Annotated in this window: 23 protein-coding genes and 1 tRNA gene; 15 read left to right on the top strand and 9 right to left on the bottom strand. The window is 67.2% G+C overall.

Features of this window, described 5'->3' with window-relative positions; translation table 11 throughout:
- Positions 1-20 precede the first annotated feature (20 nt).
- Complete coding sequence (locus ACWEFV_RS02815) at positions 21-1,769, bottom strand: serine/threonine-protein kinase (protein ID WP_450068985.1); 1,749 nt, start codon at positions 1,767-1,769, stop codon at positions 21-23.
- A gap of 183 nt (positions 1,770-1,952) precedes the next feature.
- Here ACWEFV_RS02815 and ACWEFV_RS02810 point away from each other — a divergent pair.
- A tRNA-Gly gene (locus ACWEFV_RS02810) sits at positions 1,953-2,025 on the top strand.
- Positions 2,026-2,048: 23 nt separating this feature from the next.
- Here the strand turns inward: ACWEFV_RS02810 and ACWEFV_RS02805 are convergent.
- Together ACWEFV_RS02805 and ACWEFV_RS02800 are read right to left on the bottom strand one after the other, a co-directional pair.
- Complete coding sequence (locus tag ACWEFV_RS02805) at positions 2,049-2,501, bottom strand: hypothetical protein (protein ID WP_450068984.1); 453 nt, start codon at positions 2,499-2,501, stop codon at positions 2,049-2,051.
- Positions 2,502-2,717: 216 nt separating this feature from the next.
- Complete coding sequence (locus ACWEFV_RS02800; protein ID WP_450068983.1) at positions 2,718-4,397, bottom strand: alpha/beta hydrolase; 1,680 nt, start codon at positions 4,395-4,397, stop codon at positions 2,718-2,720.
- Positions 4,398-4,513: 116 nt separating this feature from the next.
- Here ACWEFV_RS02800 and ACWEFV_RS02795 point away from each other — a divergent pair, with 116 nt between their 5' ends.
- The 3 genes from ACWEFV_RS02795 (at position 4,514) to ACWEFV_RS02785 (ending at position 7,679) form a co-directional block, all read left to right on the top strand.
- Positions 4,514-5,080: a TetR/AcrR family transcriptional regulator gene (locus ACWEFV_RS02795; protein WP_135453911.1), complete on the top strand. Its 567-nt coding sequence runs from the start codon at positions 4,514-4,516 to the stop codon at positions 5,078-5,080.
- A gap of 119 nt (positions 5,081-5,199) precedes the next feature.
- Positions 5,200-5,856: a biliverdin-producing heme oxygenase gene (locus tag ACWEFV_RS02790; protein ID WP_450068982.1), complete on the top strand. Its 657-nt coding sequence runs from the start codon at positions 5,200-5,202 to the stop codon at positions 5,854-5,856.
- A gap of 236 nt (positions 5,857-6,092) precedes the next feature.
- Entirely contained in the window at positions 6,093-7,679 is a 1,587-nt protein-coding gene (locus ACWEFV_RS02785; protein WP_450068981.1) for a PPE domain-containing protein, read from the top strand.
- On the opposite strand, the gene ACWEFV_RS02780 is transcribed toward ACWEFV_RS02785, so the two are convergent.
- On the bottom strand, positions 7,676-8,734 hold the full coding sequence (locus ACWEFV_RS02780; RefSeq protein ID WP_135453908.1) for a 3-deoxy-7-phosphoheptulonate synthase: 1,059 nt from the start codon (positions 8,732-8,734) through the stop codon (positions 7,676-7,678). The two genes, ACWEFV_RS02785 and ACWEFV_RS02780, sit on opposite strands and share 4 nt — an antisense overlap.
- Positions 8,735-9,003: 269 nt before the next feature.
- Between ACWEFV_RS02780 and ACWEFV_RS02775 the strand changes: the two genes are divergently transcribed.
- Positions 9,004-9,951: a LysR family transcriptional regulator gene (locus ACWEFV_RS02775; RefSeq protein WP_135453907.1), complete on the top strand. Its 948-nt coding sequence runs from the start codon at positions 9,004-9,006 to the stop codon at positions 9,949-9,951.
- Between the two features lie 64 nt (positions 9,952-10,015).
- On the opposite strand, the gene ACWEFV_RS02770 is transcribed toward ACWEFV_RS02775, so the two are convergent.
- Together ACWEFV_RS02770 and ACWEFV_RS02765 are read right to left on the bottom strand one after the other, a co-directional pair.
- Positions 10,016-11,155: a TDT family transporter gene (locus ACWEFV_RS02770; protein ID WP_450068980.1), complete on the bottom strand. Its 1,140-nt coding sequence runs from the start codon at positions 11,153-11,155 to the stop codon at positions 10,016-10,018.
- 76 nt (positions 11,156-11,231) lie between these two features.
- Positions 11,232-12,392, bottom strand: coding sequence for a CynX/NimT family MFS transporter (locus ACWEFV_RS02765; RefSeq protein ID WP_450069259.1), 1,161 nt, complete (start codon positions 12,390-12,392; stop codon positions 11,232-11,234).
- A 140-nt stretch (positions 12,393-12,532) separates the two neighbouring features.
- On the opposite strand from ACWEFV_RS02765, the gene ACWEFV_RS02760 reads away from it, so the two are divergent.
- The 3 genes from ACWEFV_RS02760 to ACWEFV_RS02750 all read left to right on the top strand — a co-directional run bounded on the left by ACWEFV_RS02760 (position 12,533) and on the right by ACWEFV_RS02750 (position 14,869).
- Positions 12,533-13,195, top strand: coding sequence for a FadR/GntR family transcriptional regulator (locus tag ACWEFV_RS02760; protein WP_135453905.1), 663 nt, complete (start codon positions 12,533-12,535; stop codon positions 13,193-13,195).
- 83 nt (positions 13,196-13,278) lie between these two features.
- Positions 13,279-14,553 (top strand): MFS transporter, encoded by a 1,275-nt coding sequence (locus ACWEFV_RS02755; RefSeq protein ID WP_450068979.1) that lies wholly within the window; start codon positions 13,279-13,281, stop codon positions 14,551-14,553.
- Positions 14,498-14,869, top strand: a complete 372-nt coding sequence (locus ACWEFV_RS02750) for an ArsR/SmtB family transcription factor (protein WP_135453904.1) — start codon at positions 14,498-14,500, stop codon at positions 14,867-14,869. The genes ACWEFV_RS02755 and ACWEFV_RS02750 overlap by 56 nt, the downstream gene beginning before the upstream one ends.
- Before the next feature lie 2 nt (positions 14,870-14,871).
- Here ACWEFV_RS02750 and ACWEFV_RS02745 read toward each other — a convergent pair whose 3' ends face one another.
- Positions 14,872-16,215, bottom strand: coding sequence for a sensor histidine kinase (locus ACWEFV_RS02745; RefSeq protein WP_450069258.1), 1,344 nt, complete (start codon positions 16,213-16,215; stop codon positions 14,872-14,874).
- A gap of 166 nt (positions 16,216-16,381) precedes the next feature.
- On the opposite strand from ACWEFV_RS02745, the gene ACWEFV_RS02740 reads away from it, so the two are divergent.
- From ACWEFV_RS02740 to ACWEFV_RS02725, 4 genes are read left to right on the top strand one after another with little or no spacing between them, the layout of a single operon-like run.
- Positions 16,382-17,128 carry a Clp protease N-terminal domain-containing protein gene (locus ACWEFV_RS02740; protein WP_135453902.1) on the top strand — a complete coding sequence of 249 codons (747 nt, stop codon included), beginning with the start codon at positions 16,382-16,384 and terminating at the stop codon, positions 17,126-17,128.
- A gap of 40 nt (positions 17,129-17,168) precedes the next feature.
- On the top strand, positions 17,169-17,594 hold the full coding sequence (locus tag ACWEFV_RS02735; RefSeq protein ID WP_450068978.1) for a PPOX class F420-dependent oxidoreductase: 426 nt from the start codon (positions 17,169-17,171) through the stop codon (positions 17,592-17,594).
- Between the two features lie 45 nt (positions 17,595-17,639).
- Positions 17,640-18,173, top strand: coding sequence for a hypothetical protein (locus ACWEFV_RS02730; RefSeq protein ID WP_135453900.1), 534 nt, complete (start codon positions 17,640-17,642; stop codon positions 18,171-18,173).
- A gap of 28 nt (positions 18,174-18,201) precedes the next feature.
- Complete coding sequence (locus ACWEFV_RS02725; protein WP_450068977.1) at positions 18,202-18,723, top strand: N-acetyltransferase family protein; 522 nt, start codon at positions 18,202-18,204, stop codon at positions 18,721-18,723.
- Here the strand turns inward: ACWEFV_RS02725 and zapE are convergent.
- On the bottom strand, positions 18,720-19,760 hold the full coding sequence (gene zapE, locus ACWEFV_RS02720) for a cell division protein ZapE (RefSeq protein ID WP_135453898.1): 1,041 nt from the start codon (positions 19,758-19,760) through the stop codon (positions 18,720-18,722). The genes ACWEFV_RS02725 and zapE overlap by 4 nt on opposite strands.
- 34 nt (positions 19,761-19,794) lie before the next feature.
- On the opposite strand from zapE, the gene ACWEFV_RS02715 reads away from it, so the two are divergent.
- The 3 genes from ACWEFV_RS02715 to aftC are packed head-to-tail and all read left to right on the top strand — an operon-like array spanning position 19,795 to position 23,497.
- Positions 19,795-20,568, top strand: a complete 774-nt coding sequence (locus ACWEFV_RS02715; RefSeq protein ID WP_450068976.1) for a pyrimidine reductase family protein — start codon at positions 19,795-19,797, stop codon at positions 20,566-20,568.
- Between the two features lie 25 nt (positions 20,569-20,593).
- Positions 20,594-22,171 carry an alpha/beta hydrolase gene (locus ACWEFV_RS02710; RefSeq protein ID WP_450068975.1) on the top strand — a complete coding sequence of 526 codons (1,578 nt, stop codon included), beginning with the start codon at positions 20,594-20,596 and terminating at the stop codon, positions 22,169-22,171.
- A gap of 33 nt (positions 22,172-22,204) precedes the next feature.
- Complete coding sequence (gene aftC, locus ACWEFV_RS02705) at positions 22,205-23,497, top strand: arabinofuranan 3-O-arabinosyltransferase (protein ID WP_450069257.1); 1,293 nt, start codon at positions 22,205-22,207, stop codon at positions 23,495-23,497.
- On the opposite strand, the gene ACWEFV_RS02700 is transcribed toward aftC, so the two are convergent.
- Positions 23,489-24,061: a class I SAM-dependent methyltransferase gene (locus ACWEFV_RS02700; RefSeq protein WP_450068974.1), complete on the bottom strand. Its 573-nt coding sequence runs from the start codon at positions 24,059-24,061 to the stop codon at positions 23,489-23,491. The genes aftC and ACWEFV_RS02700 overlap by 9 nt on opposite strands.
- Positions 24,062-24,121 lie beyond the last annotated feature (60 nt).

Genomic DNA, 24,121 nt, shown 5'->3' with positions numbered 1-24,121 from the left:
GAACACCCGATCCCGGTTCTTTAGTTACCGACCGGCGGGGGCGGCGCAGGTGGAGCGGCGACCGGCGCCAACGGAGCGGCCGGCGGGCCGGGGTTCTGCATGAGCGGGCCGATTGACGGCGGCGGGGGCACCTGCGGAGCGGGCGGCGGTGGTGCCGGGGGCAGCGGAGGCGCGGGAACCGGAGGGCCCCCCGGTATCGGCGGGGGCAATTGAGGAGCGGGCGGCAGCGGATCCGCAACCGCGGCGGGGTCGGCGATCGGGCTGCCCGGTGGAACGTCGTCGATCCGGGTGGACTGGACGGGCACGGTGATCACCGCGCCTTGTAGCCCGCACTCGTTGGATTGGATGGTCGTGGTTTGAACGCCGGCCAGCCCGCCGTCAGGCTGCGGCGTCAATGCCAACGCCGTATCCATGGCCTGCGCTTGCCCGACGATCGGCGCCTCGCAGGGCAGCGAGCCTCTCGCGGGATCACCCTGCCAAGAATTGTTGAGGAAGCGGAAGACGGCCGTCATCCCGCCACCTTCCATGTGGGGGACGGCATGGTTGGAGCTGTCCATCCGCGTCGACGTCGCAACACATCCCGACGATTTGCAGGTCGATCGGAATGCCCACCAATAACTCGCGATTTGGTTGCCCGCCCCCGGCCAGGGGGTGCCGTTGAGGGTGGCGTGGAGGTTGTCGTAGTCGAGGCGGTAGAGGCCGTCAAAGACCGGGCCGCTCGGCGATGGGGCGATCGCCACATCCGTGGCGCTCGCAATGGCTGCGCTCGGCGGTTGGCTCGGCTGCTCGCTCGCTGCGGCGCCAGCGGATGGCCACAGCTGCCACACTCCGACTCCGGCGACGACGCCAACGGCGGCGGCGGCCGCTACGGGCGCCCATTTCGCGGGTACTCGATACCCGGCGGTCCGTTGGCTGGCCGCCGGTGCGGCCGGCGCCGGCGTCAAAGTCAGTGCGGGCATCGGCGTTTCATCGGCCAGCGCGTGCGCGAAAGCGCCGCAGCTGTCGAATCGATCAGCCGGGTTCTTGGCAAGGGCTTTGGCCAGCACCGGATCGAGATCGGCCAACTCGGGCCGCGTGTCGGCCAACACCGGCGGCTTCGAGTTGACGTGCCGGCTCACTATGACAGCGGGATTGGAGTGCGCGAACAGTTGCATCCCGGTCAAGAGGTGGTACGCGGTGCAGGCCAGCGCGTACTGGTCTGCGCGGCCGTCGACGTCCTCCCCCACCAGTTGCTCAGGTGCGGCGTAGCCGGGCCGGTCCGCAGGTCCGATGCTGCGCGCGATACCAAGGTCGGCGAGAACGGCGCGCGACTCCGCATCACCGTCGACGTCAGTGAGGATGATGTTGGCCGGCCTGACGTCGCGATGCAGCAAGCCATGCTTGTGCGCGTAGTCGAGCGCCCCGGCAACCGCGATGATGATGTTGAAAACTTGTTCGCGCGACAGGCCGTTCGGGTACCGCTGATCGAGGAGACCAGCGAGATCCGTGCCGTCGACGAAGTCCATCGATATCCAGAGCTGACCGTCAAATTCCCCGCGACCGCGGACCCTGGCGATGCTGGGGTGCCACAGCGTGGCGGCCACATCCGCCTCACGGCAGAACCGTTCCCGGTACCCGGGTTCGGCGGACCAGTCCTCGGGCAGCACCGTCAGCGCGTCACGGCCGGGGCGCCTGGGGTGCTGCGCGAGGTAGACCTCCCCCGTCTCGCCTGGCCCCAGCAGTCGATCGATCCGGAACACGGAGAACGTCTCACCGACGTTGAGCGGCATCCACGAATCCTACGAACTGCCCTCTGACGTCTGCCGCGGGCATCCGAATCACCGACACCACCCCGCTGACGTGCACCTTTTACGTTGCCCCGCAATGCAAGTCAAAACCGAGTGATTTGTGTCTGCGCGCATCGGTGGGCTAGTGTTCTGCATCGCGACGGGCGACGATCTCGCTTGTGGCGCGCGGATGTAGCGCAGTTGGTAGCGCATCACCTTGCCAAGGTGAGGGTCGCGGGTTCGAATCCCGTCATCCGCTCAAAGGTGCGATTGTGGCATCGATCAGCGCTTGGGCACGTACCGTTCGGTCGTCCAGCGGCCCAGTTCTGTGCGCCATGTGAGCTCGACCTCGGTGTCACCCGCGGCGGCCAGGACAACACCGAGATCGACAGCCCCGCCCGGTTCCACCGAACTCACGGTCTTTTCGGCCGCCCCAGAGGCGTTCGACGCCTTGGCCGTGACGGAGCGGGCCTTGTCACGGCCCGTGTTCTCCACTCGCATGACACCGTCTTCGGCCCAGTCGACGCGCCATGCGACGAACGACTTCTCCGCACCGAGTTCGCGCCCGCGGGCCGCCTCGTCCATCACCTGTCCGATAAGGATTCTGAGGTCAGCCTGATTCGCGCGAATCCGATTGGCGAGCACTTCGTTGCGCCACGCGACGGCACCGATCGCCAACAGGATCGGCCAGAACAGCAACATCACCGCGATCGCCCACCCGAACAGTCCACCCACACCGCGCAGACTATGCGCTGCCCGCCACGCACCGGCGTAATGACTCACACCGACACGACCGTGCCGCCCCGCCGATGTGCACGGAGTCGAAAGCGTCCTCGATCGCCGCGATCTCGTCTCGCTGAAGCCTGTATCGGCCAAGGCTCCGATGTCCCGTACCCGGCGGCGTGCCAGCAGCAAATTATCAGTTGCGTCAACAAACCGCCGGGCTATCGGTCAGTCGGACTGATCGCTCCCCGCGATCGCATCCTGGATCCGCTGGCTCAGCGCGGGATCCCACCCCTTCGGCGCCAGGATGTCGACCCACAGATCAGTGGCGTCCGGGCCGAAGGCATGCCCGTACCCGTACGGCACGTCGGCAGAGAAGATCATGTCCAGCGTCACCTGCCAGAACGTCACGAACGGCAGCCACCGCATCCCCGGGTCCACGTCGGGCCCAAGCGGTTCCCGCAGCCAGTCCGGGCGATGCAGCAGCAGATCGAAGGACCACCAGGTGATCGGGTCGCCGGCATGCTGCCAGAACACGACGCGCGGAAACTCCCACGGGCCAGGAAGATTCACATCGGAGGTCCGAGAAGCGAAGCGGATGTGGCGGCCGTCGTCGACCACCGGCAGGCGCTCCAGCGAACCGGGATCCCGGTTGGCGGTGATCCTGCTCCATGGCTGCGCGAAGTTGGGGGTACCGACCAGCAGCGCACCGTCGGTACGGGCGACGATGTCTGCACCGGAGGCGAACGCCGACTGCCCGCCGAACGAACCCAGGCTCTCCCCGAACACCACGAGTTTCGGCCGCTTGGCTTCCGGCAGGGCAGCCCAAACCCCGTGCACCGCTTCGAACAACGCCTGCCCGGCCAACGGCGGGGTCTCCCGGTCGGCGATGAAGGACAGCGCGCTGGGCAGGAACGAATACTGCATCGACGCGATCGCCGTGTTCCCGCCGTTGACGTATTCGAGGGCGGCCGCGACGTTGGGGTTCACCCAACCCCGACCTGTGGTGGTCACGACGGCCAGCACCTTGCGCTCGAAGGCGTGGGTGCGGCGCAGTTCGGCGATCACCTGCTCGGCAATACCTTCGACACTGTCCGCGGAAGTGCGGCCGGCGTACACCCGGATCGGGGTGAGCGCCGGAGTGCCGGTCACCGTCGAGATCTCTTGGGCGCTCGGGCCACCGGCTACAAAGCTGCGCCCTTCGCGCCCGAGGGTGTCCCATGCCTGCGCCGAAGCCGGCGAACCGGAACGCTCCGGTGCACTCGGTTGCGCCACGCCCTCGGCGGTGCTCTTGTCGGCCACTTTCGCGGAACGTTCGGCCATGCTCAGCAGTCCGCGATGCAGGGCACCATCGAGCCCCATCACCACCAGGGTCACCACGATGACCACCGCGGCCAGCCGGGCCACCGGGCCGGGTACGACCCGCCCGCCCATGTCGGTCAAACGATTGGTGGCCCAACGCAATCCACGTCCGATGGCGACCAGCGCCACCGCGATGGCCACCGCGATCAACAACACCAGAAAGTAGAAGGACCGCTCAGTGCGCGGCATCCCGATGAGATCGCGCAAGATCTGCTGCCACCATGACCCGAGCACCAGAAACATCGGGACGACCACGACAGCGGCACCGGCCAGCGTCCACCACCCAATCCTGCCGGTGCGCGACGACCATTGCGGGCTGATCCCGCAACGGCGAACCACCCACGCGATGGCGCACCCCAGCCCGTACCCGATCCCGACACTGATACCCGTCGCGACCCCTTGCAGATACCAGGCGCGCGGCAGCAGTGACGGGCTCATCGACCAGGCGAAGAACAGCAGCGCCACCGACAAACCGACCGGGTGCAGGGTGCGCGCAGCAGTGGCGAAACGCGAAGGGATGGGTAAGCCCCGCAAGGCATGCAGCACGAAGTACCACTTTCATTCAGTTGGGTACCGAGACTGTAGTGGACCGGGCGAACGCGACCCGGCAGCTAAGCCTGGACTAACAGACTCCGCTGTGATCGCGGGCGTTAGAGTCGAGCGTGCCCAGGATCAGCGCCTCATCGGTCGAAGAACACCGCGAGCTGGTCCAGCAGCGCATCTTCGAGGCTTTCGCCACACTCATGGCCGAGCACAGCTTCGACGCGATCACGATGGCCAAGCTCGCGGCCGAGGCCGGGATCGGTCGGACCGCGATCTATCACCACTTCCCCGACAAGGAATCAGTGGTGATCGCGTTCGCCTCGCACGAGACGACCCGCTACCTCGACGGGTTGCGCGCCGCCCTGTCCGAGGTCGACGATCCGGTCGGACGCCTTGGGGTCTACATCCGGCATCAGCTGGAGGCCGGCCAGGAATTCCACATGGGTATGGGCATGCAGCTCTACGGCGCATTGTCGACCGAAACCATGCTGGCCATCCGCGACCATGTGGTGGCGGTCGAGGACGTACTGCGCGACATCCTGACGCAGGGCGTGGCCACCGGGCAGTTCGTCATCGACGACGAACCCGCCACGATGTCGTTGATCCATGCGTGCCTGGCGCCCCGCCACCTTCCAGTAGAGGCGATCGAGCGGTTCGTCCTGCGCGCACTCGGCGCCACGCGCTAGCCGCGACCCACCCCCGAACCCGTAGCCCCCCGAACCTGTCGGCACCGTGCTAGGTTTTCGACAAGTTGTCAGGATGCTGACAACGTGTCAAAGTTGAGCCCTAGCAAGTGGAGCCGAGAATGCCGCCAAGTGCCGTCGCAACCGAGTCCGTCCGTTCACTTTCCGCGGCGATGCGTCAGGACTCGACCGACCAGCACAACGCCGCCGAGCAGTCGCCGTTTGTCACCGAACTTCTGAGCGGCCGGGTCAACGAGCAGGGCTACGTCGACTATCTGCTGCGACTGCGGGCGATCTACGCCGCACTGGAGACCGCCATCCGGCAGCACCGCAACGACCCCCTCGTCGGCGCCGTGTACGACCCCGCACTCGAGCGGTTGGACGCCATCGACGCCGACCTGGCGCACTGGGCGCCCGGCACGGATCGCGACGTCGACTCACCTGCGGTGCGCGCCTACTGCGCCCGGTTCGCCGATACCCCCTGGGGCGGCGCGCTCGTGGCGCATCACTACACCCGCTACCTCGGTGACCTTTCCGGTGGCCAGGCCATCGGTCGCATCTTGGGACGCTCGTTCGACCTCGACGGCGAAGGGCTGGCGTTCTACGACTTCCCGATGCGGCCCAAGCCGTACAAGGACGCCTACCGCGACCGCCTCGACGGGCTCGACCTCGACGGGGACGACATCGATCGCGTGGTCGACGAGGTGAAACTGGCCTTCAGCCTCAACCAGCGCGTCTTCGACGAACTCGCCGAGAAGCTGCCCGCCTACCGCCGCTGAGCTCAGCCTCCAGATTGACGATTCCGCCAAGACATAGGAAGTTCATACCCCAAATCGCTTGAAGTTAGCTTATGCTAACCATACTTGTTCGATGGTGGAGCAAAGCGATCGAGAGGAGATACCGGGGCACCTGCATGCACTGCACCCCGGACAACGCCGATGACTATCTGCACCCCCATTACCAAAGCAGCAAATAGCGACGCCACACCGTCCCCCATCCTCGTGGGCGGTCCGCGATGACCGCCCCGGTCTGGATGGCCGTACCGCCCGAGGTGCACTCGGCCCTGCTCAGCAGCGGCCCCGGCGCCGGACCGCTGTTGGCAGCCGCCGGAGCATGGAGTTCGTTGAGTACCGAATACTCCCTGGCGGCAAGCGAATTGACCGCTTTGATGGGCACTGTGCAGGCCGGAGCATGGGAGGGTGCGAGCGCCGAGCGTTACACCGCGGCACATGTTCCCTACCTCGCCTGGCTGAGCGAGACCAGCGCCAGCACCGCGGGGGTGGCCGCCCAGATCGAGACCGCTGCGGCGTCCTACACCGCCGCACTGGGGGCCATGCCGACGCTGGCCGAGCTGGCGACCAACCGCGCAACCCTCGGTGTGCTGGTGGCCACCAACTTCTTCGGGATCAACATGGTCCCGATCGCCGTCAACGAGGCCGACTACGTCCGCATGTGGATCCAGGCCGCGACCACGATGACCGTCTACCAGGCCGCCACCGAGATCGCGGTGGCGACCACACCGATATCTGCGGCCGCACCACTGCTGCTGGCACCGGGCGTCGGCGAAGCCGGTTCGGTGTCGGCCACGATGATGCAGGCCACCGCCGCGACGGAGGCCACCGAATCTGGCTCGTCCCTCAGCTTGAGCGACTTGATCAGTTCGTACGAGGAGTTCGTCAAGTGGATCGAAGCCAACGATCCGATCGGCAATTGGCTGGCCGGGAAGTCTGAGCATTTCTATGGGATGTACGACCAGCTCAGGGAATTCATTCTCGAGCCCTGGAAGATCCCCCAGGTCCTCGCCGAGATCATTGCCGACCCGTCGCTGCTGTTCACCACGTATATCAACGTGTTCTTCCTCGGTGCGTACACGGCAGTCTTCGCGGTGCTGGGCACCCCGTTGTACGCCGCGGCGGTCGCTGCGGCCTCCCCTGCGATGCTCGGCATGCTCGGGCTCGTCGGACTGGCGCAGGCCTACGACATTCCGATCGACGCGCCCGCCGATGAGATGACCCCGCCCGCCGAGCAGCCTGCGGTAGCCGCGCTGCCCGGCTCCCCGGCACCGTCATCGGCGCCCGCGAGCGCACCGACCGCGCCGACACCCGGTTCGGCGCCGGTCACCCCTGCGCCCTCGCCTACACCGATGGCCACCGGCGCGGAAACCAGCATCTACGCGGTGCCGGGCGGCGGTCCTGGGTTCGGTTTCGGCCCGACAATGCGGTACAGCGCGACCGCCCAGGCCTCCGACTCAGTCGGTGCATCGGCCGCTGCCGCCGCGACGGCGGCCGCGATCGACAAGCGACGGGCCCAGGCCCGCAAGCGTCGCGGCGGGACGGCCAAGGACCGCGGTTACCGCTACGAGTTCATGACGGCCGACGGCGAGGCCGCCACACCGCCACCGGAGCAACCCGCCGACACCAGCGCCTCCGGCAGCGACGCCGGAAACCTCGGATTCACCGGTACCGCAGCAAAATCCGTCGTTGCCGGCCCGGCCGGGCTGACCACGCTGGCCGATGACACGTTCGGCAGCGGCACCACGACCCCGATGATGCCGGGCAGCTGGCAATCCGGGGCCGACGAGTCCGAATCGAGCGGGAACTAACCCTCTCGCTTCGCGAGCTCGCGCAGCACCAGATCCGTTGCGTCCCAATCCATGCACTTGTCGGTGACCGACTGACCGTAGGTGAGCGGGCGGGCCTCGGGCGACTGGGCACCGGCGATCAGGAAGCTCTCCAGCATCACACCGCTGATCGGTAGCCCGTCGCGAACCAACTGGGCCACCTCCGCGGCCACCGACGCCTGGCGGACATGGTCCTTGCCGGAATTGGCGTGGCTGCAATCGATCACGACACGAGCCGGCAGCCCGGCACCGGTCAGCTTGGCTGCGGCGGCGGCCACCGCGTCGGCCCCGTAGTTCGGTCCGTCGGTCCCGCCGCGCAGGATCACGTGGCAGTCCTCATTGCCTGCGGTGCTCACCACCGCGCCGCGGCCCATATCGTCCATACCGAAGAAGACATGCTCGGCGGCAGCGGCTTTCACGCCGTCGACCGCGACCTGGATGTTGCCGTCGGTGCCGTTCTTGAACCCGACCGGCATCGACAGGCCCGACGCCAGCTGGCGGTGCACCTGCGACTCGGTGGTCCGGGCGCCGATCGCACCCCAGGCCACGGCATCCGCGATGTACTGCGGGCTGGTCGGTTCCAGGAACTCACACCCGACAGGCAGGCCGATGTCGATGATGTCGAGCAGCAGCTGACGGGCGATGCGCAATCCGCGGGCCACGTCGAAGGTGCCATCCATGCCCGGATCGTTGATCAGGCCCTTCCAGCCGATGGTGGTGCGCGGCTTCTCGAAGTACACCCGCATCACGATCTTGAGCTGGTCTTTGAGTTCGTCGGCCACCTTGACCAACCGGCTGGCGTATTCGAGCGCGGCCGCGGGATCGTGCACCGAACACGGGCCGACGACCACCAGCAGCCGGTCATCACGACCGGCCAGGATGTCGGCGATCTCGTCGCGGTCGCGGGCCACCCGCTCGGCGCGGCGCTCCCCCAGCGGGAACTCGGTCAGCACATCGTGCGGGCTGGGAATCGCGCTGAAACTACGGACCCGCCGGTCCGATGTAGTGGGGGCGTTGGCGGTCTGCGCCAAGTTCATTTTCAGGTGCCTTCCTGGTGGTGGGCACCTGGCAGAGAATCCGGCGCCCTATAACGACGAAAGGCAGCGACCGATGGTCACTGCCTGGGCTCCGGGTGGATGCGTGCTTAGTGCTGCGCTTTATCGGCTCCGCCCGGAGCCTTGATAAAGCGCCAATAGCTGGCACACACACCGATAGTCACGTCGGCCAGGCTACACGACTGCCATCGCGGGGCCACAACCGGGGAGTTCACAAGCATGGTTTGTGACTACAACCTACGATCCTGAACATGCCGCTCAGCGCCCGGATGCCCGAGCTGGCAGCGTTCGAAGTGCTGCTGGCGATCGCCCGCACCGGCAGCCTCGGAGCTGCCGGGCGTGAGCTGGGACTCACCCAGCAGGCGGTGTCCTCGCGGCTGGCGTCCATCGAAGCCCAGACCGGGGTGCGGCTGGTGCAACGCGGCCCGCGCGGATCCCGTCTGACCGCGGCCGGGGCGGTCGTCGCCGAGTGGGCCGACCAGTTGCTCGACGTCGCGGAACGCGTCGACGCCGGCCTGGCTGCGATGCGCACCGAAAGCCACAGCCGGATCACCGTTGCGGCGAGCCTGACCATTGCCGAGCAACTCATGCCGCGCTGGTTGGTGTCACTGCAGGCCGACGCGGCACGCCGGGGTGTGACCGCGCCCCAGGTCATCCTCACCGCGGCCAACAGTGACCAGGTGATCGCCGCAGTGCACGACGGGTCGGCCGACCTGGGCTTCATCGAATCCCCGGGTGCACCAGCCGGTTTACGCAGCCGCGTGATCACCCATGACGAACTCGTCACCGTAGTACCCCCGGATCACAAGTGGGCCCGCCGATCGGCCCCTATCAGCCCCGCCGAACTCAACGAGACCGCACTGGTGTCACGCGAAACCGGTTCGGGCACAAGGGATGCCCTCAGTTCTGCACTGCGATCCGCATTGGGTCCAACGACCAGTCAGGCCGATCCTGCGATCGAATTGTCCTCGGCGGCAGCGATGCGCGCCGCAGTGCTGGCCGGTGCCGGGCCGGCCGTGATGAGCCGGCTGGCCGTCGAAGACGACCTCACGCTGGGCCGCCTGCGCGAGGTGCCCATCGCCGGTCTGGATCTGCATCGCGAATTGCGGGCCGTCTGGTCGGGAGGCCGCACCCCGCCGGCCGGGGCGGTGCGCGACCTGCTCAGCCACATCGCTTCACATCAACATCGCCGAGAATGACGCAAAGGTCGTTTCCGCAATGGATTTACGACCTTTGCGTCACACTCGGCGCAACCGCCAAGGGTCAGCCGCGCAGTAGCTGACCGGATCGCACCCCGCGCAATGTGTTGGTGGCGACGGTCGCCCAAGCGCCGAGCAACAGTACGTACAACGCGACCGCAAGCCAGGAGATGGCCGCCGCACCGGTGGCGGCACCCAACGCGGACGCACCGGTCACGCAGGTGCCCACCGGGAAGGTGAAGCTCCACCAGGTCAGGCTGAACGACAATCCGCGCCGCACCGCATGCACCGTCAGCGCCGTCGCGAGGCAGAACACGAACGCCCCGAATCCACCCATCACCAGGCCGTACACGACGCCGAAGGCATGCAGCGCCGACACCGTGGCCGCGTCGGTGAGCACCGATCCGGCATGGGCGGCCAGCAGATTGGCCGCGGTGATCGACTGGCCGACGACACCCAGCACGATCCACACCGTGGGAATCGCCTGCACCTGGCTGAAGCCCCCGTGCATGAGCCGCGAGTACACCATGGTCGTGGTGATCAGGCCGGCCAGCAGGCTCAGGCCGAACATGGCATAGCAGGCCACCAGCAAGGTCATCCCCGCCTGCCCCGGACCGAGGTGTGACAGCAGCAGGGCACCGGTGGACGCCGAGACCATGGGTGAAACAACGGGCATCATCCAGGCCGGGACCGCCTCCACATCGGTGTGGTCCTCCCGGGTGATCATCGCGAACGGAAGCCACAGGGCGACAACCAATCCCAATACCGTGCCGGCGGTCCACAGCACCACGTCCAGCGCCAGCGCCGCGGACGGACCGATGATGGCAGGCCCGAGCAGCAGCGACCCCGCACCGACGGTGAGCAGCGCCATGGCCGGGGCGCCGTAGAACTGACCCACCACATGATGCGCGGCATAGGCTTTCGCCTGTTCGCGGTGCCGGATCCAGTGCGTGGCGAACGCCGCGGTGAGCACCACCAACACGGTGCCGGCGAGAATCCAGACCGCAGTGGCGAATCCGTGCAGACCCGGCAGGTGCAGCGGCAGGGTGGCCGCGGCCGTCGCGACGATTCCGGTGCCCATCACCGAGGCGAACCAGTTCGGCGTGATGTGCCGGAAGGCCGAACCCGCACTGTCCAACTCGTCCAGCACAGCGGTGTCCAGCAGAGCGGTATGGAACGGCCTCGGGGCGGTGTAGGTGGTCACGTCAACAATGTTCGCGGCGGCAACCGATCACCGGTAGGCACCGCGATGTTGTGGGGCCACAAAACAGGCTTGTGACCTAGACGTAGCGGTCACGGCCGGCGAGCGCACCCGCCACCATCTGCACCAGGTAGATCACCAGCATCATGGCAAACGGCGCCGTCCAGCCGGCGGTCATGTTGTGCAGGAGCCCGAACGAGAACGGACCCACACCGGCCAGCAGGTACCCGAAGCCCTGCGCCATCCCCGAGAGCCGCGCAGTGTCCTCGGCGTTCCGCGCGCGCAGCGCAATCACGGTGAGCGCCAACGAGAACACGCTCATCCCGATGCCCACGAAGAAGCTCCACAGCAACGGCGCCGCGCCGGGATCGACGAGCAGGCCGATCATCCCGACCATCCCGACCACGCCAAGCCCCACGATCCAGCCACTCTGGTTCTTCTGCTTGGCCGCCAGCGGCGGAACGATCAGGCTGATCGGGACGGCAAGGATGGACACCAACCCGAGCAGGAGACCGGAGTCGGTCTTGCTGACGCCGCTGTCGATGAACACCTCGGGCAGCCAGCCCATGACGATGTACGCCAGGAACGACTGGCAGCCGAAGAACAACGTGATGGTCCAGGCCAGCGGGCTGCGCAGCAGTGAGCGACCGGTCGTCCCCGACGAGGCCGCTTCGGTGCGGGCCGTGCTGATTCCCCGCGCGCCCACCAGCCAGAACAGCAGCGCGACGACGGCCACCAGGGCCCAGGAGCCCAACGCTCCCCGCCAGCCACCGAGCAGTGGCTCCAGCGGCGGGGTGACCGCGGATCCCAGTGCCCCGCCGCCCTGCAGTGCGGCGGTATACACGCCGGTCATCAGGCCGATCCGGGCGGGGAACGAACCCTTGATCACGACGGGGATGAGCACGTTGACCAGTGCGATACCCCCGGTGGCCACCAGCGTTCCGCCGATCACCACGTACGGGCCGTCCAGCACCCGGGCGACCAGGCCGATGCTGAGGATCACCAGGGCGACCGAGATCGCCCGGCCCAACCCGATCCGGCGGGCCAACCACGGTGCGGTCAGTCCGGCTGCCGCGAAGCACAGCCCCGGCAGAGTCGTCAGCACGCCGGCCCAGACTGCCGAGGCCCCGAGCGATTCGCGCATTTCCCCGAGGACCGGTCCGATACTGGTGATCGCCGGGCGCAGGTTCAGCGCGGTCAGGACCACCGCCACGACCAGCAGGACACCGCCTGCCGCCATCGTCCCGGGACGGACCTCTACGGCACCGTCGAGCTCGAGCTCCAGATCGTGCTCGTAACTGTTCAGGGTTTCTTTGCGCAGGGTCCCACTCACCCGGCTATGATGCCATACATCCCATGATTGGATGAAAGGACTTTCGAGTGCCGCTCGCCACAACGCGACGCACGGGCCTGGTCGATCAGGTCATCGAGCAACTGCGCACCCTGGTCACCTCCGGCGAATGGCCGGTCGACAGCCGGATCCCCACCGAATCCGAACTGGTCGAGGCGCTCGGGGTGGGACGCAACACCGTGCGCGAAGCCATCCGGGCACTGGCACACAACGGCATCTTCGAAGTCCGACAGGGCGACGGCACCTACGTGCGCGCCACCAGCGAGGTATCGGCAGCGCTGCGCCGGCTGTGCGGATCCGAGCTACGCGATGTGCTGCAGGTCCGACGCTGCCTCGAGGTGGAAGGCGCCCGCCTGGCCGCCACCGCGCGCACCGAAGCAGACCTCGCCGAGTTACGCGCCCACCTCGCACACACCGACACCACCGACCACGCGCAGTTCACCCACTCCGACACCGAGTTCCACCTGGCCGTCGTGCGCGCTTCGCACAACCCGGTGCTGATCGAGATCTACCGCGGGCTACTGGAGGCGATCACCGCCAGCGTCGCGACCACGAGTGCGGCTCCCGGCGGCATGTTCCCGCACGACGACCTCGTCGAGGCCATCGCCGCCGGCGATGTGGAACGCGCCGGGCGCGAGGCCGCGGGCTTCCTCGACGAAATCCTGGCCCGGTCACCCGTTCAGGACTGCTGACGCTTTGCGTGCCGATTACGTGGCTACAGGATCCGGCTAAAACTATAGGTGCGCAATTGCGCACCTATTGACATAATGGTGGCGTGGCGAGCCATCCCCTGCGCATCCCGCTGTTCCGGCGCCTGTACGCGGCGCAGGTCGTAGCGCTGCTGGGCACCGGTCTGCTGACCGTCGCCCTGGGGTTACTGGCCTACGACGTCGCCGCCGACAACGCCGGGGCCGTGCTGGGAACCGCCCTGGCGATCAAGATGACCGCCTACGTCTTCGTGGCCCCGCTGATGGCCGCGGCCACCTCGCGATTACGGCCCCGGTCGGTCCTCATCGCGACCGATGTGCTGCGAGCCGCGGTCGCGCTCTGCTTACCGTTCGTCGAATCCGTCTGGCAGATATACCTTTTGGTATTTCTGCTACAGGCCGCATCGGCCACCTTCACGCCCGCCTATCAGGCGGTGATCGCATCAGCCCTGGCAGACGAGCACACGTACACGAAGGCACTATCGTTGTCCCGCCTCGCCTACGACCTGGAATCACTGGCCAGCCCGATGCTCGCGGCGGCCCTGCTGACCGTGGTCGGCTATCCCACCCTGTTCCTCGGAACCGTCGTGGGATTCCTGTCGTCGGCCACCGCCATCTCGCTGGCACGAGTCCCCGCTGCCCCGCAGGCCCCACGCCCGGCTCATTTTCGGGACCGCCTGCTCAACGGTGCACACATCATGCGGTCATCTCCAGACCTGCGCGCCCTGCTGGCCCTCAACGTCGTCGTCGCGGCAGCCACCGCACTGGTGGTGGTCAACACTGTGATCTACGTCCGAGCCCTGCTCGACGGTCAGGACAGTGGTCTTGCGATAGCGCTGGCGTGTTTCGGCGGTGGTTCAATGCTGGTCGCATTGACTGTGCCCCGCCTACTCAATCTGATCTCCGACCGCACGGTCATGCTCGTCGGTGCCGCAGCTTGCACCGGAGCACTCTGCACCACAACCCTTTTCATCCTGGCCACACCCTCCGGAGCCGCGGGGTGGATCGCCATGTGCACACTGTGGGCGATCACCGGTGCAGGCACCTCGATGATCAACACTCCGTCAGCCCGCCTACTGCGCCGCAACTCGACCGTCCAGAACCGCACCGAGGTCTTCACCGCGCAGTTCTCGCTGTCGCACGCCGGTTTTCTGCTCACGTACCCGATGGCCGGCTGGGTCGGCGCCACGCTCAACCAGGCTGTTGCCGCCCTGTTATTGGCCGCACTGGCTACACTCGCGACACTGGCGGCAGTCACGATGTGGCCGCGTCACGGGAGGGAGTTCCATGGCACCACGGCCCGGGAGCCCATCGTCGCGGTTGCAGGACAGCCTGGTCCATGAGGGCGCACCAAACCAGGAGAGGCTCGACGTCGCCAGCGAGACGTTCCGAATGCTGGCGGATCGGACCCGACTGCACCTGCTATGGCTCCTGACCCAGGGCGAGGCCGATGTGACCGCACTTGCCGAGGCCACCGGAGCCTCTCGCACCTCGATCAGTCAACACCTGGCAAAACTCCGTTTCGCCCGCATGGTTGAAACCCGCAAGGACGGACGACGGGTCTTCTATCGGCTGCGCGACGGGCATCTGAGCCGTCTGGTCCAGGAGGGACTCAACCACGCCGATCACCGCGTCACCGGGGAACCTGCGCACCCCTGAACCTAGAAGGGCGCGTCCTCCATGCGCGTCCGGGTCAGCGGCAGCCGCAGCAACAGCCGCGCTCCCCCCAGCGGGCTCTCCAGCAAAGCGGCTGTGCCACCGTGCAATTCGGCCTGCTGGGCAACCAGCGCCAAACCCAGACCGGATCCCGAACGCGATGCGGTCGAGCCACGGGCGAACCGCTCGAACACCTCGGCCCGTTCCGCCTCGGGCACCCCGGAACCGTTGTCGTCGACCACGATCTGCACGTCGTCGGCAGAACTGACTGCGCTCAGCCGGATTTCGGTGGCACCACCGTGCTTGACGGCGTTGGCGATGGCGTTGTCGATCACCAAGCGCAGGCCCGCCGGCATGCCCAGCATCAAGACCGTCGGCGAGGGCATCAGAGTGGCCCGTAAGCCCGGATACGTGCGCAGCGCGTCGTGCGCGGCGCGATCGAGCAGCTCGGTGACATCCATCGGCACGAAATCCTCGACCGTGGTCAACTCCCCCTGGGCCAACCGCTCCAGGGCGGTCAGGGTGCCCTCGATGCGACTCTGCGTGCGCAGCACGTCCCCGATCACCTCCTCGCGCTGCTCATCGGTCATGTCCAGGGTGGACAGCACTTCCAGATTGGTGCGCATCGCCGTCAGCGGGGTGCGGAGTTCATGGGAGGCCACCGCGGCGAAATCGCGGGCCGACTCCAGCGCGGCCTTGGTGCGCTCCTGCTCGTTGCCGATACGCGCCAGCATGCCCTCGACCGCCTCGGCGATCTGAACTGCCTCGCGCACACCGCGCACCTGCACCTCGTCCGGCTTGGACTGGGCGTTGATCGCCCGCGCCTGCTGGGCCAACAGCCGGAACGGCGTGATCATCACCAGCGAGATCACCCAGCCCACCACGATGGTGCTGCCGATGACGCCGCCGCAGATCAGCAGCACCCGCAGGTGCAGCTCGTCGATCCGCCGTTGCGTGTCGGCCAGCGGTGCGCCGAGCGCGATGCTGGCCGGTCCCGCGGTGAACGTGCGCACGCGGTACTCGACCCCGTCGATCGTGGTGTTGGCGTACCCGTTCTCCAACCGGGGCAGGACGATGTCGCTGGGCACCGAGACGCTGACGCCGCCGATGTGTGCGGTGCGGACCAGGCCGCCGTCATCCGGCATGGACTCGTCGGCCGAGCCCTGCTTCGTGGCGGTGAGCAGCGTGCTCACATCACCCAGACTGCTCAATGAATCCAGCCGCCGGTCCAGCTGGCTGTACTGGTCGTTGGTGACACCGACCCACACCCAGGTCCCGAGCGTGATGACTGTGACGACCACCGACAGTGCACCGACGATGACGATGGCGCGCAACGACAGCACCCGCATCACCGGCCGCAGCACGGGTCGCAGGAGCCGGAGCACACGCTCTTCGAGATTCACCGGCGCTATCTTGCCCGATCCGCGCGGGTCGATGCCCGGCCACTACGTCGCCGACAGCCTCCATCGTCAACTTGCGGTTGACGGTGACGGGTCGTCAACTTAGAGTTGACGCATGAGCCAACCCGTCACCGTCACCAACCCCGTCCGTCTCGACGACCTCATCGGCGCGATCAAGAAGGCTCACACCGAACCTCTTGAACAGTTGATCGATGCGGTGATCGCCGCGGACGCCCTCGGCGACATCGCCGACCACCTCATCGGACATTTCGTCGACCAGGCCCGCCGCTCGGGCGCCTCATGGACCGACATCGGCAAGGCCATGGGCGTCACCAAGCAGGCGGTCCAGAAGCGCTTTGTGCCAAAGGTTCCCGATTTCGACCCGGCCGCACTCGACCCGAATGCCGGATTCGGCCGGTTCACCCCGCGGGCCCGCAACGTCGTCGTCGTCTCCCAGAACACCGCGCACGCGGCCGGCAACGCGGAGATCACTCCCGAGCACCTGCTGCTGGCACTGTTCTCCGAACCCGACGGACTCGCCGCCAAACTCCTTGCGAGTCAAGGCATCACCGCCGAGGCCGCCCAGGCCGCCATCACCCTTCCGCCACCCGCCGGCGAGGTTCCGGCACTGATCCCGTTCAACGGGGGCGCCAAGAAGGCGCTGGAACTGACCTTCCGCCAAGCACTTCGGCTGGGCCACAACTACATCGGCACCGAACACATCCTGCTCGCCCTGGCCGAGGCCGAAGCCGAGGACGGACCGCTGCACCGCCTCGGCGCCGACCCGCAACGGTTCGAGACCGAACTGACCGCCGCCCTGGAATCGTTGACTGGGAAAGATCAAGACACCGCCGAGGACTGACACCTGGAATGAAAGCGTCCCCGTAGCCGTAGAACCAGATGTGAAACTCAACGACGCCGCACGCGAATTCATCGGCACAGGTGCCGACGCCACTCTCGTAACACTGAATCCGGACGGCAGCCCGCAGGTATCGCTGGTCTGGGTGGCGTTGCAGTCCACCCCGGACGGTGACGAGCTCGTCACCGCGCATCTGGCCGAACACAAGAAGGTCCGCAACGTCCGCCGCGACCCGCGGGTCGCCGTAACGATCGCCGACACCGGTCCGCTGCGCGACACGATGCGTCCCTACCTGTCCATCACCGGCACGGCACGCATCGTCGAGGGCGGCGCACCGGAACTTCTCAAGGAACTGGCGCAGACGCTTTCCCCACCGAACGTTCCGTTCCCGCCGAAGGACGCACCGGCCGGCTGGCTCACCCGCATCCGGATCGACAAGGTCGGCGGCTTCGGGCCCTGGGTGTCCTGACCCATCCGGCTGTAACACGTTTCACTTTGTGCGATCATGCGTGGCATGCCTCGCTGGTTTGCGCTCATGTTCACGGCCATGGTGGTGGCCGTCACCGCCCTCGTGGCCCCGCCGGCGGCCTCGGCCGAAGGCGCCCCCATCGGCAACATCGGTCAGACGCTGCGGGTCCAGACCGCCAACGGCATCGTCGCCGACGTCACCGTGCACGACGTGCTCGCCAGTGACGTCCCGCCCGGCTGGGGCTGGAACGGCTCGCCGCGGTGGCGGGCCCAGGGCGGGCCGTGGCGGGCCCCGATCACGGTGACCACCATCTCTGCGCCCAACCCCTACGCGATGGCGCTGGGGTTCACATTCAACGGCGTCACCCCGTACGCCGACGCGTACGCGCCCAAGCACACCGATGCGCCGAACCGGCTCGAAGCGGCGCTGCGCAACGCGCCTCCGGGAGCCACCGTCAACGGCGACGTCTACTGGGATGTCTACCGCGCACTGGTCACCAACGTGGTGCTGACCGACACCAAGACGGGCGAGCACCTGGCGCAGTGGAATCTGTGGCAGCCGGGCGCGCCCCTGCCTTGATCACCCACGAGCGCTCGCGCGAGGAGCCGTGGAGATAGCGCCGGCCACCGCGGCTGACCTTCCGGAACTCGCTGCGGTCGCGGCCGCCACCTTTCCCCTGGCCTGTCCCCCGTCGGTGACGCCGGACAACATCGCCGCGTTCATCGCCGAAACCCTCTCCGAGGAACGCTTCGGCGAGTACCTCACCGATCCGAACCGGATCGTGCTGGTGGCACGCGATACCTCAATCACCGGATACGCCATGCTGATTCACGGTGTCCCCGACAACAGTGACGTCCAGCAAGCGGTGACGCTGCGGCCCGCACTCGAGCTGTCCAAGATCTACGTGCTGCCCGACCGCCACGGCGGTGGTGCGGCCCAGGCTCTCATGACCGAGTCACTGCGCGCCGCGGCCGAATCCGGCGTCGGCTGCGTGTGGCTGGGGGTCAACCAACAGAACCAACGCGCGCAGCGCTTCTACGCCAAGAACGGTTTCACCATCAGCGGCACCAAGACCTTCCGGCTCGGGACCCGCATCGAGAACGACTACGTGATGGTCCGTCCGGTCTAGACGGTCTTCTGCTGCGCGGCGGCGGTCAGGGCCAGCAGACGCGACGTGGCCCGCAGGTACTTCTTCCGGAACCCGCCGGCCACCATCTCCGGACTGAAAATGGTGTCCAGCTTGGTCCCCGACGCCAGCACCGGGACACCCGCGTCGTAGAGCCGATCGGTCAGCGCCACCAGGCGCAGCGCCACGCTCTGATCCTCGATCGGGTGCACCCCGGTGATGAACACCTCGGTGACGCCTTCGATCAACGCGTGATAGCGCGACGGGTGCATGGTCGCCAGATGCGCACACAACGCGTCGAAGTCGTCGAGGGTCGCTCCGGTGACGCCCTCGGCCCGCTGCGCCACTTCGTCATCGGACAGCGGCTCGGGGGCCGGCGGCAGATCGCGATGCCGGTAGTCGGGCCCCTCGATCCGGACCGTCGTGAAGATCTGTCCCAGCGTGTTGATCTCGCGCAGGAAATCCTGCGCGGCGAACCGGCCCTCACCCAGCTGTTCGGGCAGCGTGTTCGAGGTAGCCGCGATCGACACCCCGCGCTCCACCAGCGCCGAGAGCAACCGCGAGATCAGCGTCGTGTTGCCCGGGTCATCGAGCTCGAACTCGTCGATGCACACCACCACGTACTCCGAGAGCAGGTCGATGCACTCGTTGTAGCCGAACACACCGGCCAGCTGGGTCAGCTCGCCGAACGTGGCGAACGCGGTCGGTGCCTCGCCCGCCGAGAGCGTGTAATAGGTGGAGGCCAACAGGTGGGTCTTGCCGACGCCGAACCCGCCGTCCAGGTACAGCCCGACCCCGGGCAGCACCTCACGCTTGCCGAACAGCTTCTTCTTGCCTGCCCGCCGAAGCGCTGCCTGCTCGCAGAAACTGCGGCAGGATTGCACCGCGGCGGCCTGGGACGGTTCGGCCGGGTCCGGGCGGTAACTGTCGAAGCTGACGTCGGCGAACGTCGGCGGCGGAACCAACTGTGCGACCAGCCGCTCCGGCGTGACAGTGGGATGACGATCGGCGAGATGAGCGACGCCGCTGGACCCGTGCATTCAGGCAGCGTAACGACGTGCTCCAATTCAGTTCATGTCCGATGACACCGCCGGGACCGACCTGACCGTGCTGGGAAACGTCGACAAGATCGCCGACGGCCAGCTGGCCGATTACTACACCTACCCCGATGACCTGCGGCGATGTTGGGTGCGAGGCAACATGATCAGTAGCCTCGACGGCGGTGCCACCGAGGACGGCAAGTCCGGCGGCCTGGCCGGTCCGGGTGACCGGGCTGTGTTCAATCTCATGCGCCAGACGGCCGACGTCATCCTGATGGGCGCGGCGACGGTGCGGATCGAGAACTACTCCGGCGTGCAGCTGTCGGCCGCCCAGCGGCAGGAGCGCCAGCGCCGTGGCCAGGACGAAGTGCCGCCGATCGCCGTCATCACCGCATCGGCCGAGCTCGACCAGAACTCCAAGTTCTTCACCCGCACCGAGGTGGCACCGCTCATCCTCACCGCCACCAAGACCGTCGCCGACGCACGGCGCCGGCTGGGCACTCTCGCCGAGGTCCTCGACGCCTCCGGTGCGGACCCCTCGCGCGTCGACCCGGCGGTGGCACTGCGAATCCTGGCCGAACGCAAGCTCTTCCGGGTGCTGACCGAGGGCGGCCCGTCGCTGTTGAGCCTGCTCATCGAAAACGACCTGCTCGACGAGCTTTGCCTGACCGTGGCACCGATCCTGCTCGGCGGCGTGGCCCGGCGCATCGCCACCGGTGCGGGCCAGGCGCACACCCGGATGCGGCCCTCGCACCTGCTCACCGACGACGAGGGCTACCTGTACACCCGCTACGTCCGCGGGCACTGACAACCCTGTCGCTACTGTGGTCAGCATGCGTCATCAGCTGGTGAAAGCCCTGAGAAGGTCGGCGGTCGCCGTGCCCGTCCTGTCACTGGGGCTCACTGCCTGTGCGCCGCTGTTCGCCGCAGATCCGCGGTATGCCACCAACTCCGGCGCTCACCCGCAGGGACAGCCCGTGACCACCTCGGCGGCCCCGCCCGGTGCGCCCGGCATCGAAGCGCCGAAGAACGACCTGTCCTGGCGGGACTGCACCCCGCGGGTGTTCAGCGGTGCCGGCGTCCAGCCGCCCGCCGACGTCACGCTGGACTGCGCGACCTACGACGCCGATCTCGACTCCATCAACGGGGCCACCGGCACGATCAGCATCGGCGTGGTGCGGGCCCGTTCGACGCAGACCCCGCCCGACGCCGGACCGCTGGTGATGACCACCGGATCCGACGTCCCCACCTCGGTGCAGCTGCCGACATGGTTGGCGCGCTCGGGAACCGACATCCTCAAGACGCATCCCATCGTCGCCGTGGACCGGCGCGGCATCGGCATGTCCGGCGCCATCGATTGCCGCGACGTCTACGACCGCCAGGAAATGCTGGACCAGACGCAGTTTCAAGCCGGCGACGATCCGGTGGCCAACCTGGGCGCGGTCACCATGACCGCCACCACCAGCTGCACCGACACCATCGCCCCGGGCGACTCGGCCTACGACAACGCGCACACGGCCGAGGATCTGGAACGGCTGCGCAGCACCTGGGATGTGCCCTCCCTGGCGCTACTGGGCGTCGGCAACGGCGCTCAGGTGGCCCTGGCCTATGCCGGCTCGCACCCCAACAAGGTGTCGCGGCTGATCCTGGACTCCCCGCTACCGCTGGCACTCAGTGCCGAGGCCGCGGCCGAACAACGTGTGAAGGGCCAACAGGCCGCGCTGGACGCGTTCGCCGCCCAGTGCGTGGCCACCAACTGCCCGCTGGCCCCCGATGCGAAGGGCGCCGTCGACGCCCTGCTGGCCGACGCGCGGGCCGGCCGCGGACCCGGCGGGGCCTCGGTTGCCACGCTGGTCGACGCGATCACCACCGGAATGGGCTTCCCCCAAGGCGACAGGGTGGCCGCCACCAACAACCTGGCCGGCGCCCTGGCCGCGGCTCGCGCCGGTGATGCCGGTCCGATCTCGACCTTGATCACCCAAGCCGACAGCCTGCGCCAGACCGACGGCCAGTTCGTGAACTCCTGCAGCGACGCGCTGAACCGGCCGACCCCGGACCGGGTCCGTGAACTGGTGGTCGCCTGGGGCAAGCTCTACCCGCAGTTCGGCGCCGTCGGGGCGCTGAACCTCGTCAAATGCCTCAACTGGCCCAGCGGCACCGCACCAAAAGACCCGCAGGACCTCAAGATTCCGGTGCTGCTGCTCGGCGTGCACAACGACCCGATCGTCGGCAACGAGGGCGTCGCCGCCGTCGCCGCCACCATCATCAACGCCGGCGCCAACAACCGGCGGGTGATGTGGCAGGGCATCGGCCACGGCGCCAGCATCTACACCCCGTGCGCGCTACCCCCGCTGACCGGCTATCTCAACAGCGGCAAACTGCCCGAGACCGACACCTACTGTCCTGCCTGACGCGGGGCCCGATCGACGTCGGTATAAGGTTCGCTGGTGGCCGAAGCAGAATCCACGACCAATCCCATCAGAGTCGGTCTTCTGAACTCCTTCCGTCCCCGCACCTCCCCGCCGAGCACCGCCACGGTGCTGCGTTCGGTGCTGTGGCCGGTCGCGATTCTGTCGATCATCCATCGCAGCTATGTGCTGGCCACCAACGGCTACATCACCGACGATTTCGGTCCGGTGTACCGCGCGGTGTCGAACTTCCGTCGGCACTGGGCCATCTACAACGAACATTTCAACTTCGTCGACCCGCACTACCTCTACCCACCGGGCGGCACTCTGCTGCTGGCCCCGTTCGGGTTCCTGCCGGAGTTCGCGTCGCGGTTCTGGTTCGTCGGGATCAACTCCGCGGCAGTCATCATCGCCGCATGCGTACTGGTACGACTGTTCAAATTCTCATTGACCTCAGTAGCGCTGCCAGCCCTGCTGCTGGCCATGTTCTGCACCGAATCGGTCACCAACACACTGGTTTTCACAAACATCAACGGCTGCCTGCTGCTGGCCGAGGTGTTGTTCTTCTGGTTCCTGCTCAAGGGCGGCACCCGCAACGAACTTTTGGCAGGGGCGGCGATCGGCCTGACGCTGGTGGTGAAGCCGTCATTGGCACCGCTGCTGCTGTTGCCGGTGTTGAACCGGCAGTGGCGCACCCTGATCACCGCGTTCGGTGTGCCCCTGGCGTTCAACGCGGTGGCCTGGCCGCTGTCGGCGGACCCGATGGGCTTCGTGCGCAACACCGCGCCCTACATCCTTGAGACTCGCGACTACTTCAACTCCTCGATCCTGGGCAACGGCATCTACTACGGGCTGCCGATGTGGTTGATCATCTTGCTGCGCGTGATCGCGGTGGTGCTGACGGTGGTCAGCCTGTGGCTGCTCTACCGCTACTACCGCGAACGCGACCAGCTGTTCTGGATGCTGACCTCGTCAGGCGTCCTGCTGATCAGCTCGTGGCTGGTGCTCGGACTGGCCCAGGGCTACTACTCGATGATGCTGTTCCCGTTCCTGATGACGGTGGTGCTGCCGAACTCGGTGATCCGCAACTGGCCGGCGTGGCTGGGGGTCTACGGGTTCATGACGATGGACCGCTGGCTGTTGTGGCGCTGGCCGACCACCGGCCGGTTCCTGGAGTACATGAAGATCACCTACGGCTGGTCACTCATGCTGGTCGTGGTGTTCTGCGTGCTGTACTTCCGCTACCTCGACGCCAAGCAGGACGGCAGGCTCGACGAGGGCATCGATCCGCCGTGGCTGAACCGTGCCAAGGAAGCCGAATCAGTCTGAGGTGAACTGCATGACCTGACCCGCCAGGCGGGTCCGGGTCTGCATCGGCAGGCCGTGGTGCGCGCAGACCTCATCGAGCTCGTCGGGTTCGACCAGCCGGAACGGTGACCGGTCGAGCCGGTGGATCGCCGTTGCCATCGGGGTTCGGGTCAGGTCGTAGCCAGTGAACACACCGCCCGGCCGCAACACCCGGGCGATCTCGGCGACGGCCTTCTCCCATTCCACGATGTGGTGCAGCATCAGGCAGCTCAGCACCGAATCGAACGAGTCGTCGGCGAATGGCAGGTCGGTGGCGTCGGCCCCACGCACGGTCACGTCTGGATATGCCTGCAGCCGCCGGGCGGCGGCGCGCACCATCGCCGGGTCGAAGTCGGTCGCGGTGATGGCCAGATCCGGATTGCCCTGCCGCAACCGGGCCGCGATATCGCCACTGCCCGAGCCGATTTCGAGAACATCGTGACCCAACCGATCGACCGGGATGCTACCGAGCACGGCCTGCCCGGTTCCCCCACGCCACAGCGCCGTCTTGCAGAATGCGCGCTCGATCCGTGACATCGCCGGCATGTGAGCTCCCCTGTCATAGGTGATTGATCCAGTCTCGAGCATCACGCGCGTCCCCGCCGG

The organism is Mycobacterium sp. NPDC004974 (assembly GCF_053600815.1).
Note: the sequence above shows the minus strand (reverse complement) of the source record. Positions and strands in the feature narration are given on the sequence as shown.

Coding starts and splice junctions, on each gene's coding strand:
- ACWEFV_RS02815 (WP_450068985.1), bottom strand. CDS start 1,769: ATGCCGCTCAACGTCGGTGAGACGTTCTCCGTGTTCCGGATCGATCGA.
- ACWEFV_RS02790 (WP_450068982.1), top strand. CDS start 5,200: ATGCCGCCAAGTGCCGTCGCAACCGAGTCCGTCCGTTCACTTTCCGCG.
- ACWEFV_RS02785 (WP_450068981.1), top strand. CDS start 6,093: ATGACCGCCCCGGTCTGGATGGCCGTACCGCCCGAGGTGCACTCGGCC.
- ACWEFV_RS02780 (WP_135453908.1), bottom strand. CDS start 8,734: ATGAACTTGGCGCAGACCGCCAACGCCCCCACTACATCGGACCGGCGG.
- ACWEFV_RS02775 (WP_135453907.1), top strand. CDS start 9,004: ATGCCGCTCAGCGCCCGGATGCCCGAGCTGGCAGCGTTCGAAGTGCTG.
- ACWEFV_RS02765 (WP_450069259.1), bottom strand. CDS start 12,392: ATGGCGGCAGGCGGTGTCCTGCTGGTCGTGGCGGTGGTCCTGACCGCG.
- ACWEFV_RS02750 (WP_135453904.1), top strand. CDS start 14,498: ATGGCACCACGGCCCGGGAGCCCATCGTCGCGGTTGCAGGACAGCCTG.
- ACWEFV_RS02745 (WP_450069258.1), bottom strand. CDS start 16,215: ATGCGGGTGCTGTCGTTGCGCGCCATCGTCATCGTCGGTGCACTGTCG.
- ACWEFV_RS02740 (WP_135453902.1), top strand. CDS start 16,382: ATGAGCCAACCCGTCACCGTCACCAACCCCGTCCGTCTCGACGACCTC.
- ACWEFV_RS02730 (WP_135453900.1), top strand. CDS start 17,640: ATGCCTCGCTGGTTTGCGCTCATGTTCACGGCCATGGTGGTGGCCGTC.
- zapE (WP_135453898.1), bottom strand. CDS start 19,760: ATGCACGGGTCCAGCGGCGTCGCTCATCTCGCCGATCGTCATCCCACT.
- ACWEFV_RS02715 (WP_450068976.1), top strand. CDS start 19,795: ATGTCCGATGACACCGCCGGGACCGACCTGACCGTGCTGGGAAACGTC.
- ACWEFV_RS02710 (WP_450068975.1), top strand. CDS start 20,594: ATGCGTCATCAGCTGGTGAAAGCCCTGAGAAGGTCGGCGGTCGCCGTG.
- ACWEFV_RS02700 (WP_450068974.1), bottom strand. CDS start 24,061: ATGCCGGCGATGTCACGGATCGAGCGCGCATTCTGCAAGACGGCGCTG.